The sequence below is a fragment of the Pseudomonas sp. S2_H10 genome, from assembly GCF_054668285.1.
Window position 1 is genome coordinate 4,455,247 of record NZ_CP162754.1, and the last position, 12,365, is coordinate 4,467,611.

Sequence of the window (12,365 nt, forward strand, 5' to 3'; positions counted from 1 at the left end):
GAGCGGGCTTGCCCGCGATGGCGTCAGATGCCGCACCCGATTATTCAGCCTCTTGTCTGAAGAGAGGCAGCCTCAGTATATGGCAGATTTTCAATCACCCTCCGCGGGCTCACCATAGCCCCATGAATACACTCTCGACGTTTTATCAGAATCTCGGTTTGGCCCTGTCTCTGCTGGTAATCGGCACCTTCGTGCTGGCCGGCATGATCAAGGGTATGATCGGTCTCGGCCTGCCGACGGTCGCCATGGGCCTGCTCGGTCTGGCTATGGCGCCGTCGCAGGCAGCGGCGCTGCTGATCATTCCTGCAACGCTCACCAACGTCTGGCAACTGGCGTTCGGCGGGCATTTGTCCGGGTTGATCAAACGACTGTGGCCGATGTTGCTGGCGATCTTCATCGGCACCGGGGCGGGCACGCTGTGGATCGGCATGAGCGGCGGTCACTGGGTGGTGCGGGGATTGGGTGCAGCGCTGTTGCTCTATGCGCTGAGCGGATTGTGCCTGCCGACCCTGCGCGTAGAGCCTCACCGCGAAGGCTGGCTCGGTCCGCTGTGCGGCCTGCTGACCGGCGTCATCACGTCGGCCACCGGCGTGTTCGTGATTCCGGCGGTGCCCTATCTTCAAGCGCTGGGTTTGAGCAAGGACGAGATGGTGCAGGCGCTGGGCCTGTCGTTCACCGTTTCGACCCTGGCCCTGGCCGGTGGCTTGTTATGGCGCGGCGCGCTCGGCGGGGGCGAGTTGAGCGCGTCGCTGCTGGCGCTGATCCCGGCCATGCTCGGCATGTGGCTGGGGCAGTCACTGCGCCAGCGGATCAGCGCCCTGTGGTTCAAGCGCGTTTTTTTTGTTGGCCTGGGTTTGCTCGGCGGCCACTTGTTGATCAGCGGCTAGCGGACGACGGGCTGATCATCTCGATGGCGCGGATCTCGAAATCCCGTTCCAGGTATTCATCGCGCTGCTCGAGGAACTGCTTCATGTGCGGCAGGTTCGAGTGCACGTCGAGGTGGGCCTGTGATTGCCAGATCTCGTAGAAGATGAACAGGCTCGGGTCCTGCTTGTCGCGCAGCATGTGGTATTCGATGCAGCCGGGCTCGGCGCGGCTCGCTTGCACGTAGCCGCTGAAAAACGCCTCGAAGGCGTCGGATTTTTCCGGACGGGTCTTGGCGTGCAGGATGAAGCCCTGGATTTCACTCATTTGCATCTCTCCTCAAGTCAGAATCGGCGCCAGTCTAAGGCAACAATCGCCTATCGATTCGTGCTTGTAGGTCAAATGAATTTTGCCAGATCGAGGCTTATTCCGCGCGGGGCCGGTCGGTACTCTGCCGCCATCCGAGTCACGACCTTCCCGAGACCTCCCATGAAAAAAGTCCTGTTACTCAATGGCGGCAAAAAATTTGCGCACTCCGACGGCCGCTACAACGCCACCCTGCATGAAGCCGCGTTGAGCGTGCTGGATCGCGGCGGTATGGATGTGAAAACCACTTTCATCGACGAGGGCTACGACGTCGCCGAAGAAGTGGCCAAGTTCCTCTGGGCCGACGTGATCATCTACCAGATGCCCGGCTGGTGGATGGGCGCGCCGTGGACCGTGAAGAAGTACATCGACGAAGTCTTCACCGAAGGGCATGGCAGCCTCTACGCCAGCGACGGCCGCACCCGTTCCGACGCCTCGCAGAAATACGGCAGCGGCGGCCTGATTCACGGCAAGCAATACATGCTGTCGCTGACCTGGAACGCCCCGCAGCAAGCCTTCGACGATCCGACCGACTTTTTCGAAGCCAAAGGTGTGGACGCCGTGTATTTCCCGTTCCACAAAGCCAACGAGTTCCTCGGCATGACCGGTTTGCCGACGTTCCTGTGTGTGGACGTGATGAAGCGCCCGAACATCGAAAGTGATGTGGCGCGCTATGAGCAGCATCTGGCCGAGGTGTTTAGCCTGAAGGCGTAACGCTCGGCTACTATCGATACCTGAAGCCAGAACCTGTAGGAGTCCGGCTTGCCGGCGATGGCGCTCATGAAGACGCAATCGCCGGCAAGCCGGGCTCCTACGAAGAGCGATTTATGCGTTGTGCTGAATTATCGATAAGGGACACACGTGAAAGCCAGATCCGATGAGTTGCAGATTTTTGTCTGCGTGATTGAATGCGGGTCGATTTCTGCGGCGGCCGAGCAGGTCGGGCAAACGCCTTCGGCGGTCAGCCGTACGCTGTCGCGGCTGGAGGCCAAGCTCGACACCACCTTGATCAATCGCACCACGCGGCGCATGGACCTGACCGAAGAGGGCAAGTACTTCTTCGAGCACGCCAAGCGCATTCTCGATCAGATGGACGAGCTCGAAGAGCGCCTGTCCTCACGCCAGCAAACGCCGTCCGGGCGACTGCGGATCAACGCGGCATCACCGTTCATGCTGCACGCCATCGTGCCCTACATCGATGAATTCCGCAGGCTCTACCCCGACATCCAGCTCGAACTCAACAGCAACGATTTGATCATCGATCTGCTTGAGCAGAGCACCGACATCGCCATCCGTATCGGCACCCTGACTGACTCGACGTTGCATGCCCGCTCCCTGGGTTGCAGTCCGCTGCACATCGTCGCCAGCCCGGCGTACCTGGAAAAGCACGGCACGCCGCAAGCCGTGGCGGACCTGACCGACCATACGCTGCTGGGGTTCACCCAGAACGAAGGCCTCAACCAATGGCCGCTGCGCTACGTGCATGGCGATCGCTGGCCGATCCAGGCGTCGATCAGCGCCTCCAGCGGCGAGACCATCCGCCATCTGGCACTGGACGGCCAGGGCATCGCCAGCCTGTCGCACTTCATGACCATCGAGGACATTCGTGCCGGACGCTTGAAAGTGCTGCTGGCCGAATTCAACAGTGGTTATCGCCAGCCGATCAACGCGGTGTACTACCGCAACTCGCAACTGGCCCTGCGGATTCAATGTTTCCTGGACTTTATCCAGGGCAAGTTGGCGCGTTATGCGAGCGCAGACTTCAAGGGCTGATTCGTGATTCCTGCGCAAGAGTGAATTGGGTCGGCAGGGATTTTTCCGCAGGGATCGCTGCCGGATACTCCTTGCATCACTTATCCACGCAGGGAGTTTCTCCATGAACGTATTCGTTACCGGCGCTGCCGGTTTTATCGGCGGCTCCATCGCCACGGGCCTGGTCCAGGCCGGCCACAACGTCACCGGCCTGGTGCGCAGCGCCGAACAAGCGGATGAGCTGCGGGCACTGGGCATCGTCCCGGTGATCGGCACCCTCGACGACTCCGCCCTGTTGGCCGATCAGGCGCTGGCTGCGGACGCGGTGATCAACGCGGCCAGCAGCGATCATCGTGGCGCGGTGGAGGCCTTGCTCGATGCCCTGCGCGGTTCCGGCAAAGTGTTCCTGCACACCAGCGGATCGAGCATTGTCGGTGATGCCTCGGGCGGCAAATCCAGTGATGTCATCTACTTCGAAGACAACCTGCCGCAACCGACCGTCGACAAGGCGGCGCGCGTGGCCATCGACAATCTGATCCTCGCGGCGGCCATGGACGGGGTGAACTCGGCGGTGATCTGCAACACGCTGATCTACGGCCACAGCCTGGGCGTGCATCGTGACAGCGTGCAGCTGCCGCGCCTGCTCAAGCAGGCACGCAAAAGCGGGGTGGTGCGCCATGTCGGCACTGGCCGGAACATCTGGTCCAACGTACACATCGAGGACGTGGTTGCCCTGTACCTGCTGGCGCTGACCCATAACGTGCCGGGCACCTTCTACTTCGTCGAAAGCGGTGAAGCGTCGTTCATCGACATGACCACCGCCATGGCCCAGGCGCTGAACCTGGGCGAACCGCAAGACTGGCCGCTCAAGGACGCCGAAGCCGAGTGGGGCTATGAGATGGCCAACTATGGTTTGGGCTCCAACAGCCGGGTGCGCGGCAAGCATGCGCGGGAATTGCTGGGCTGGGTGCCTAAGCGCACGTCGGTGGTCGAGTGGATTCGCGACGAGATGGTGTGAGTTCGCTTTAGACCGCGTTGCCCCCATCGCGGGCAAGCCCGCTCCCACAGGTTTTGCGTCGTTCGATAATTTTGTGAACGGCAAAATACCTGTGGGAGCGTGGCTTGCCCGCGATGGCGTTTTCAAAGTCCCTGCAACTGGCCGCGCCGCCCCTGATTCCGTAACATCCGCACACTCTTTTCGTCTCTCCCTGTGTGCGGTCCCTCCATGAAAGCAAAACGTCTACGCGCCGATGTCCTGGCCGGACTTACCACTTCCTTCGCCCTGTTACCCGAGTGCATCGCCTTCGCGCTGGTGGCCCACCTCAATCCGCTGATGGGGCTCTATGGCGCCTTCATCATCTGCACCCTGACCGCGCTGTTCGGCGGACGACCGGGGATGGTCTCGGGCGCGGCCGGCTCGATGGCGGTGGTGATCGTCGCGCTGGTGGTGCAACACGGCGTGCAGTACTTGCTGGCCACGGTGTTGCTGGGCGGGCTGATCATGATGGCGTTCGGGCTGCTCAAGCTCGGCAAACTGATACGCATGGTGCCGCACCCGGTGATGCTCGGCTTCGTCAACGGCCTGGCGATCATCATTGCCCTGGCGCAACTGGAACACTTCAAGGACGGTGAGGCCTGGCTGAGCGGCACGCCGCTGTACATGATGCTCGGGCTGGTCGCGGTGACCATGGCCGTTGTCTATGTGCTGCCGCGCCTGACCCGCGCGGTGCCGCCGGCACTGGTGGCGATCCTCGGCGTGGGCCTGGCGGTGTATCTGCTTGGGCTGCCGACCCGCACCCTGGGCGACATGGCGCACATCGCCGGTGGCTTGCCGACGCTGGCGCTGCCGGACATCCCGTGGAACCTGGAGACCCTGCGCATCATCGCGCCCTACGCGATCCTGATGGCGCTGGTCGGCTTGCTGGAAACCCTGTTGACCCTCAACCTCACCGACGAAATCACCGAGAGCCGTGGTTACCCGGATCGCGAGTGCGTGGCGCTGGGGGCGGCGAACATGGTGTCCGGTGCATTCGGCGGCATGGGCGGCTGCGCCATGATCGGCCAGACCGTGATCAACCTCAGTTCCGGCGGTCGCGGGCGCTTGTCCGGGGTGGTGGCCGGGGTGTCGATCCTGCTGTTCATCCTGTTCCTGTCGCCGCTGATCGAGCGCATTCCGCTGGCGGCGCTGGTCGGGGTGATGTTCGTGGTGTCGCAACAGACCTTCGCCTGGGCTTCGCTGCGGGTGCTGAACAAGGTGCCGTTGAACGATGTGCTGGTGATCATCGCGGTGACGGTGATCACCGTGTTCACCGACCTGGCAACGGCGGTGCTCTGCGGGATCATCATCGCGGCGCTCAATTTCGCCTGGCAGCAGGCCCGGCAGCTATACGCCGACAGTCATCTGGAGAACGACGGCAGCAAGTTGTATCGGGTGCATGGCACGCTGTTTTTTGCCTCGACCACCCCCTTTCTCAATCAGTTCGATCCGGCCAATGACCCGGCGCAGGTGACGCTCGATTGCCGTCACCTGAGCTTCGTCGACTACTCGGCCATTGCCGCGCTCGGCACCTTGCGCGAGCGCTATGCCAAGGCCGGCAAGCACCTGCGGGTGCTGCATTTGTCCGAGCGCTGCAAGAAATTGCTCAAGCGCGCGCGGATTCAGCACGACTGAAGTCAATCAGGCAGGCGCGATGAAAATCCGCCTGCCTGATTTTCATTATTTGCGACAACGCATACCTCTGTGCGACACGTCTTACCTCTGCACGAAAATTACTTTCACCTCGTTTGATAATCGCCTGTCGAAATGTTTTAAGAGTTTCACAAATATTTTGACGTGACCCTCTCGAGGAGTACCGCATGACCCTGTCCTTCGGCTATTGGCTGCTGGTGTATGCCGCCATTGCCATCATCGCTCTGATCGTTCTGATCGCTCGCTACCGGCTCAACCCGTTCATTGTCATCACCCTGATTTCGATCGGCCTGGCGCTGGTGGCGGGGATGCCGCCGTCCGGTGTGGTGGGGGCGTACGAGGCCGGGGTCGGCAAGACGCTGGGGCACATCGCACTGGTGGTGGCGCTGGGCACCATGCTCGGCAAAATGATGGCCGAGTCCGGCGGCGCCGAGCAGGTGGCACGGACCATGATCGACCGATTCGGCGAGAAGAACGCGCATTGGGCGATGGTTTGCATCGCGTTCCTGGTGGGGCTGCCGCTGTTCTTCGAAGTCGGTTTCGTCTTGCTGGTGCCGATCGCCTTTACCGTGGCGCGGCGAGTGGGCGTGTCGATCCTGATGGTCGGCTTGCCGATGGTCGCCGGGCTCTCGGTGGTGCATGCGCTGGTGCCGCCGCATCCGGCGGCGATGCTGGCGGTACAGGTGTATCAGGCGTCGGTAGGGCAGACCTTGATGTACGCGATCCTGATCGGCATTCCGACGGCGATCATCGCCGGTCCCCTGTACGCCAAATTCATCGTGCCGCGCATTCAGTTGCCTGCGGAAAACCCGCTGGAGCGCCAGTTCCTCGAACGTGAACCGCGCGACAGCCTGCCGGGTTTCGGCATCACCATGGCGACCATCCTGTTGCCGGTGGTGCTGATGCTGATCGGCGGCTGGGCCAATCTGATCTCCACGGCGGGCACAGGTTTCAACCAGTTTTTGCTGTTCATCGGCAACTCGGTGATCGCGCTGTTGCTGGCGACCTTGCTGAGCTTCTGGACCCTCGGCCTGGCCCAGGGCTTCAACCGCGAATCGATCCTCAAGTTCACCAACGAATGCCTGGCGCCGACCGCGAGCATCACCTTGCTGGTGGGCGCCGGCGGTGGCTTGAACCGGATTCTGGTGGACGCCGGCGTCACCGACCAGATCGTCGGCCTGGCCCACGAATTTCATCTGTCGCCGCTGTTGATGGGCTGGCTGTTTGCCGCGCTGATGCGCATCGCCACCGGTTCTGCCACTGTGGCCATGACCACCGCTTCAGGCGTGGTCGCGCCAGTGGCCATTGGTCTGGGTTATCCCCATCCGGAACTGTTGGTGCTGGCCACTGGCGCCGGGTCGGTTATCTTTTCCCACGTTAACGACGGCGGTTTCTGGTTGATCAAGGAATATTTCAACATGACCGTTGCCCAAACCTTCAAGACCTGGACCGTGCTCGAGACGTTGATCTCGGTCGTCGCCTTCGGTCTGACCGTGGGTCTTTCTTACCTGATTTAGCCGGAGCCACTTGCATGGACATCCTCTACCAGATCCGCGCCCGTCAGGATTCCTTCAGCGCCGGTGAAGGACGCATCGCCCGCCTGATGCTCGACGATGTAGGCTTTGCCGCCTCCGCCAGCCTTGACGAACTGGCGCTGCGGGCGGAAGTCAGCAGCGCCACGCTGTCGCGGTTCGCCCGTACGGTCGGCTGCAAGGACCTGCGTGACCTGCGCTTGCAACTGGCCCAGGCCAGCGGCGTCGGCAGCCGCTTTCTCGACCCGGCGGGCACGCCCGAGCAGTCGGCGTTCTACGGGCAGATCGTCGGCGATATCGAGACGACCTTGCGCCAGCACCTGGCGGCGTTCGACGAGTCGCGTTTCGCCGACGCGGTGAAACTGCTGGGCAAGGCGCGGATGATTCACGCGTTCGGCATGGGCGGCTGCTCGACCCTGTGCAGCGATGAACTGCAAGTGCGCCTGGTGCGCCTCGGCTATCCGATCACGGCGTGCCACGACGCGGTGATGATGCGCGTCACCGCCGCCAGCCTCAGCGCCGAACAGGTGGTGATTGTCTGCTCGCTGACCGGCATCACCCCGGAACTGGTGGAAACGGTGGAGCTGGCGCGCAACTACGGTGCGCGCATCCTCGCCATCACCCGCGCCGATTCGCCGCTGGCGCAACTGGCCGACATCGTCCTGCCCCTGCAAGGCGCGGAAACCTCGTTCATCTACAAACCCACGGCAGCGCGCTACGGCATGCTGCTGGCCATCGATGTGCTCGCCACCGAGCTGGCCCTGGCCAATCCTCAAGACAATCAAGAACGTCTGCGGCGGATCAAACTCGCCCTCGACGAATACCGCGGCGGCGACGATCACTTGCCGCTGGGAGACTGACATGCAGTACGACACGCTGATTCGCAACGCCCTGATCATCGACGGCAGCAACAGCCCCGGATACCCCGCCGACGTGGCCATTCTCAACGGGCGCATCGAGCGTATCGGCGACTTGCGCGATGCCCGCGCCCATGAAGAAATCGACGCGCAGGACCATGTGCTGGCGCCGGGTTTCATCGACGTGCACACCCATGACGACACCGTGGTGATCCGCCAGCCGCAGATGCTGCCCAAGCTCAGCCAGGGCGTGACCACGGTGATCGTCGGCAACTGCGGGATCAGTGCCTCGCCAGTGAGCTTGCGTGGCGATCCGCCGGACCCGATGAACCTGCTCGGTACGGCCGCCGCGTTCGCTTATCCGACATTCAGCGACTACCGCCAGGCCGTCGAAGCGGCTAACACCACGTTGAACGTTGCGGCACTGGTCGGCCATACGGCGCTGCGCAGCAATCATCTGGACGACCTGTTCCGTACCGCCAGCGCTGAAGAAATCGCCGCGATGCGCGAGCAACTGCGCGAAAGCCTCGAGGCTGGCGCGCTGGGCCTGTCCACCGGCCTTGCCTATGCCAGCGCCTTCTCGGCATCGACCGATGAAGTGATGCAGTTGACCGAAGAGCTGACGGCGTTCGGTGCGGTCTACACCACCCATTTGCGCAGCGAATTCGAGCCGGTGTTGGAGGCCATGGACGAGGCGTTCAAGATCGGTCGCCATGCGCAAAGCCCGGTGATCATTTCCCACCTCAAATGCGCCGGCGCCGGTAACTGGGGGCGCAGTCCACAGCTGCTGGCGTCCCTCGAAGAGGCGGCGAAGACTCACCCGGTGGGGTGCGATTGTTATCCGTATGCGGCGAGCTCCTCGACCCTGGACCTCAAGCAAGTGACCGATGCCCACCGCATCACCATCACCTGGTCGACGCCGCACCCGGAAATGGGCGGTCGCGACCTGATGGACATCGCCGCCGAATGGAATGTGTCGCTGCTGGATGCCGCCCGCCAACTGCAACCGGCCGGTGCGGTGTACTACGGCATGGATGAGGCGGATGTGCGCAGGATTCTCGCGCACCCGCTGTCGATGGTCGGCTCCGACGGCTTGCCGGAAGATCCATTTCCGCACCCACGCTTGTGGGGCGCATTCCCTCGGGTGCTCGGACATTTCAGCCGCGACGTGGGACTGTTCCCGCTGCACACCGCCGTGCACAAGATGACCGGGCTGTCGGCGGCCCGCTTCGGTTTGAAGGGGCGTGGTGAAATCCGCGAAGGGCACTGGGCGGACCTGGTGTTGTTCGATCCGGCGACGGTCCGCGACGTCGCCGATTTCAACGATCCGCAACGAGCGGCGCAAGGCATCGAGGGCGTCTGGGTCAACGGTGTGTTGAGCTACCGCGACGGCCAGGCCAACGGGCGCAGGGAAGGACGGTTCCTGGCCCGGGAAGGGGATTTGCGCACGGGGTTTCAGTGAGTTTCGAAGACTGCGTCAACCCCGGTGGGTCTGGCGGAACTCGCCGGGCGGCATCCCGCGCCGGCTTTTGAAGGTGCGGTGAAACGAGCGGGGTTCGGTGAAACCCAGGTACTGGGCGATGTCCTGGATCGGCAGGGTGCTGTTGAGCAGGTAATGCTCGGCCAGCTCCTGGCGCAGGTCATCGAGGATCTGCTGGTACGACGTACCGGCCTGGTGCAGCTGGCGTTGCAGGGTACGCACTGACACGGCGAGCTGCTCGGCCACCTGCTCCTTGCGTGGCAGGCCTTCCTTGAGCAACTGGCGCAGGATGCTTTTGACCCGCTGCTGCAGCGAGGCGTCCTCCAGTGTGGCCATCAACCCCTGGGCATGTTCTTCCAGGGTGCGCAGCAATTGCGCATCGGCCTGGCGCAGGGGCAACTGCAAATACGGCAACGGCACGATCAGCGCCGAGTAAGGCTGGTCGAACAGTACGGGGCAGTCGAAGAACTGCTCGTACTCTGCCAGCGTCGTGTCGGCCGGGCGGGCATGTTCGAGCCAGACGGCGGCCGGTGACAGTTGCGTGTCGGCGATCCAGCGTGCGTATTGCAGCCAGGAACCGAGCACGTTTTCCACCAGGTGCCGGCGAATGCGCGGGCGTTGATGGCGGCAGGTCCAGATCAGGTGCACCTCGCTGCCTTGCACCTCGGCGCGGCTGACGCCCATGTCGCCCACCAGTTTCTCGAACGGCATGATGCGGCTCATCGCATCGCCCAGCGTCGCGCAGTTCATGGTGATGTAGCCCAGCACGCTCCAGGAGTTGGGCAACACGAAACGCGCGGCATTGAGACCGAACAACGCATCGCCCGAGTGTTCGCAGAAATAATCGAGCAGCCGTTCATGGGCTTCACCCGGCAACCGCAGGCTGTTGTCACTCAACTGCTGTGCCTGCAACCCGGCAGCCGCCAACGCAGGCTCGATGGCCATGCCCAGTTGTTCGGCATGACGCAGGTATTTGAGCAGCGGCGGAACTGAAGTGAAGCCGAGCGATTGCATGATCGTTTCCTTTGATCAAGGCCCGCATGCGCGGATGAATGCGCTGAAAGGTAATTTGAAACCACGGCTAAAGTAAATGGCTGGTGCTTGCGCGACGTTTGACTCAATTGGCTACTCGAACTGGCCGGATGCGACCGTGACACTTTCGGGCGGCTGACTAGTATGGGGGCCTGAAATATCACTGATCAGAACCGCAAAAGGGACACACGCATGCGACGCTGGAACGGCTGGGGAGATGCAACCACGGTGGTCGAGCTGCCGGCCCAGGGCGCGAGTTTTCTCGCGCAACGGGTGGGAGAAGGTCGAGCACTGCCCGATGCGACGCTTGAAACGGCATTGGCCCGCGTGCCCCCGTCGCGGTTGCAGCAACACTACTTGTACAGCGTGGATGCCCATGATCGTTTGCTGCATGCTCGCGGCCAGAGCCTGCCGGACTGGCTGGCGTTGCGTGAGGGTGCGCTGGGCAATTATCCCGACGCCGTGGCCTATCCCGAGACCGCCGAACAGATTCGCCAGTTGCTGGCGCTCGCCCATGAACAGGACCTGTGCCTGATTCCGTATGGCGGCGGTACTTCGGTGGCCGGTCACATCAACCCACCCAGTTCCGCGCGGCCGGTGGTGACGGTTTCCCTGGCCCGGATGAATCGCCTGCTGGACCTCGACGAAGAGAGCCTGCTGGCCACCTTCGGCCCCGGCGCGAGTGGGCCGCAGGTGGAAAGTCAGCTGCGGGCGCGTGGTTACACCCTCGGCCATTTTCCGCAGTCGTGGGAGCTGTCGACCCTGGGCGGTTGGGTCGCCAGTCGCTCCAGTGGCCAGCAGTCGCTGCGCTATGGGCGAATCGAGCAGTTGTTCGCCGGCGGGACCCTGGAAACCTTTGCCGGCCCGTTGGAAATACCGACCTTCCCGGCCTCGGCGGCAGGTCCTGATCTGCGCGAAGTGGTGCTGGGTTGCGAGGGCCGCTTCGGGATCATTTCCGAGGTCAAGGTACGGGTCAGCGCACTGCCTGCCGATGAACGTTTCTACGGCGTTTTTCTGCCCGATTGGCCGCAGGCGCTACGAGCCATCCGCCAGTTGGCCCAGGCGCGCGTGCCGCTGTCGATGCTGCGCCTGTCCAACGCGGTGGAAACCGAAACCCAGTTGGCGCTGGCCGGGCACCCGCAGCAGATCGCCTGGCTGGAAAAGTACCTGGCCCTGCGCGGCGCTGGCGAGGGCAAATGCCTGCTGACGTTCGGCGTGACCGGCAATCGTCGGCAAAATGCGCTGTCCCTGCGTCAGGCCCGGCAGCACCTCAAGGCGTTCGGCGGGGTGTTTACCGGCACCTTGCTCGGCAAGAAGTGGGCGCAGAACCGTTTTCGTTTTCCCTACCTGCGCGAAAACCTGTGGAACGCCGGTTACGTGGTGGACACCCTGGAAACGGCCACCGACTGGAGCAACGTCGATAACCTGCTCACTCTGATCGAAAACAGCCTGCGCGACGCCTTGGCTGCCGAAGGCGAGCGGGTGCATGTCTTCACCCACCTTTCCCATGTCTATGGTGAAGGATCGAGCATCTACACCACCTATGTGTTTCGCCCGGCGGTGGATTACCCCGCCACCCTGGCGCGCTGGCAGGCGCTCAAGCAGGCGGCCAGCCAGACGATCGTCGACAACCACGGCACCATCAGTCACCAGCATGGCGTCGGCAAGGACCACGCGCCGTATCTGCAGCGCGAGAAGGGGGCGCTGGCGATGGACACCCTGCAGGCACTGAGTCGGCATTTTGATCCGGCCGGGCGCCTGAACCCTGGCACGCTGTTGCAGGAGTGACGGCC

At 62.9% G+C, this 12,365-nt stretch carries 11 protein-coding genes; 9 read left to right on the forward strand and 2 right to left on the reverse strand.

Annotation, left to right across the window (positions count from 1 at the left end):
* The first annotated feature begins 122 nt into the window (after positions 1-122).
* Positions 123-887 carry a sulfite exporter TauE/SafE family protein gene (locus AB4O16_RS19905; RefSeq protein ID WP_460155617.1) on the forward strand — a complete coding sequence of 255 codons (765 nt, stop codon included), beginning with the start codon at positions 123-125 and terminating at the stop codon, positions 885-887.
* Here the strand turns inward: AB4O16_RS19905 and AB4O16_RS19910 are convergent.
* A complete protein-coding gene (locus tag AB4O16_RS19910) occupies positions 877-1,191 on the reverse strand; it encodes a putative quinol monooxygenase (RefSeq protein WP_460155618.1) in 315 nt (104 codons plus the stop codon). The two genes, AB4O16_RS19905 and AB4O16_RS19910, sit on opposite strands and share 11 nt — an antisense overlap.
* Positions 1,192-1,353: 162 nt before the next feature.
* Between AB4O16_RS19910 and AB4O16_RS19915 the strand changes: the two genes are divergently transcribed.
* The 7 genes from AB4O16_RS19915 to AB4O16_RS19945 all read left to right on the forward strand — a co-directional run bounded on the left by AB4O16_RS19915 (position 1,354) and on the right by AB4O16_RS19945 (position 9,522).
* A complete protein-coding gene (locus AB4O16_RS19915; RefSeq protein ID WP_460155619.1) occupies positions 1,354-1,944 on the forward strand; it encodes an NAD(P)H-dependent oxidoreductase in 591 nt (196 codons plus the stop codon).
* A 147-nt stretch (positions 1,945-2,091) separates the two neighbouring features.
* Positions 2,092-3,003: a LysR family transcriptional regulator gene (locus AB4O16_RS19920; protein ID WP_460155620.1), complete on the forward strand. Its 912-nt coding sequence runs from the start codon at positions 2,092-2,094 to the stop codon at positions 3,001-3,003.
* 103 nt (positions 3,004-3,106) lie between these two features.
* Positions 3,107-4,000 carry an NAD-dependent epimerase/dehydratase family protein gene (locus AB4O16_RS19925; RefSeq protein ID WP_460155621.1) on the forward strand — a complete coding sequence of 298 codons (894 nt, stop codon included), beginning with the start codon at positions 3,107-3,109 and terminating at the stop codon, positions 3,998-4,000.
* A 207-nt stretch (positions 4,001-4,207) separates the two neighbouring features.
* Positions 4,208-5,653, forward strand: coding sequence for a SulP family inorganic anion transporter (locus tag AB4O16_RS19930; protein ID WP_460155622.1), 1,446 nt, complete (start codon positions 4,208-4,210; stop codon positions 5,651-5,653).
* A gap of 185 nt (positions 5,654-5,838) precedes the next feature.
* The gene (locus tag AB4O16_RS19935; protein WP_460155623.1) at positions 5,839-7,188 is read left to right on the forward strand and encodes a GntT/GntP/DsdX family permease; all 1,350 of its coding nucleotides are present in this window, start codon (positions 5,839-5,841) and stop codon (positions 7,186-7,188) included.
* A gap of 14 nt (positions 7,189-7,202) precedes the next feature.
* Positions 7,203-8,063, forward strand: a complete 861-nt coding sequence (locus tag AB4O16_RS19940; protein WP_160389518.1) for a MurR/RpiR family transcriptional regulator — start codon at positions 7,203-7,205, stop codon at positions 8,061-8,063.
* Position 8,064: 1 nt separating this feature from the next.
* Positions 8,065-9,522 carry an N-acyl-D-amino-acid deacylase family protein gene (locus AB4O16_RS19945; RefSeq protein ID WP_460155624.1) on the forward strand — a complete coding sequence of 486 codons (1,458 nt, stop codon included), beginning with the start codon at positions 8,065-8,067 and terminating at the stop codon, positions 9,520-9,522.
* Between the two features lie 15 nt (positions 9,523-9,537).
* On the opposite strand, the gene gliR is transcribed toward AB4O16_RS19945, so the two are convergent.
* Entirely contained in the window at positions 9,538-10,554 is a 1,017-nt protein-coding gene (gene gliR / locus AB4O16_RS19950; RefSeq protein WP_160389516.1) for an AraC family transcriptional regulator GliR, read from the reverse strand.
* 210 nt (positions 10,555-10,764) lie between these two features.
* On the opposite strand from gliR, the gene AB4O16_RS19955 reads away from it, so the two are divergent.
* Positions 10,765-12,360, forward strand: a complete 1,596-nt coding sequence (locus tag AB4O16_RS19955; protein WP_460155625.1) for an FAD-binding oxidoreductase — start codon at positions 10,765-10,767, stop codon at positions 12,358-12,360.
* The last annotated feature ends 5 nt before the right edge of the window (positions 12,361-12,365 follow it).

Excerpts from the sequence above, each read along its gene's own strand:
- AB4O16_RS19905 (WP_460155617.1), top strand. The coding sequence starts at position 123 with ATGAATACACTCTCGACGTTTTATCAGAATCTCGGTTTGGCCCTGTCT.
- AB4O16_RS19910 (WP_460155618.1), bottom strand. The coding sequence starts at position 1,191 with ATGAGTGAAATCCAGGGCTTCATCCTGCACGCCAAGACCCGTCCGGAA.
- AB4O16_RS19915 (WP_460155619.1), top strand. The coding sequence starts at position 1,354 with ATGAAAAAAGTCCTGTTACTCAATGGCGGCAAAAAATTTGCGCACTCC.
- AB4O16_RS19925 (WP_460155621.1), top strand. The coding sequence starts at position 3,107 with ATGAACGTATTCGTTACCGGCGCTGCCGGTTTTATCGGCGGCTCCATC.
- AB4O16_RS19930 (WP_460155622.1), top strand. The coding sequence starts at position 4,208 with ATGAAAGCAAAACGTCTACGCGCCGATGTCCTGGCCGGACTTACCACT.
- AB4O16_RS19935 (WP_460155623.1), top strand. The coding sequence starts at position 5,839 with ATGACCCTGTCCTTCGGCTATTGGCTGCTGGTGTATGCCGCCATTGCC.
- AB4O16_RS19940 (WP_160389518.1), top strand. The coding sequence starts at position 7,203 with ATGGACATCCTCTACCAGATCCGCGCCCGTCAGGATTCCTTCAGCGCC.
- AB4O16_RS19945 (WP_460155624.1), top strand. The coding sequence starts at position 8,065 with ATGCAGTACGACACGCTGATTCGCAACGCCCTGATCATCGACGGCAGC.
- gliR (WP_160389516.1), bottom strand. The coding sequence starts at position 10,554 with ATGCAATCGCTCGGCTTCACTTCAGTTCCGCCGCTGCTCAAATACCTG.
- AB4O16_RS19955 (WP_460155625.1), top strand. The coding sequence starts at position 10,765 with ATGCGACGCTGGAACGGCTGGGGAGATGCAACCACGGTGGTCGAGCTG.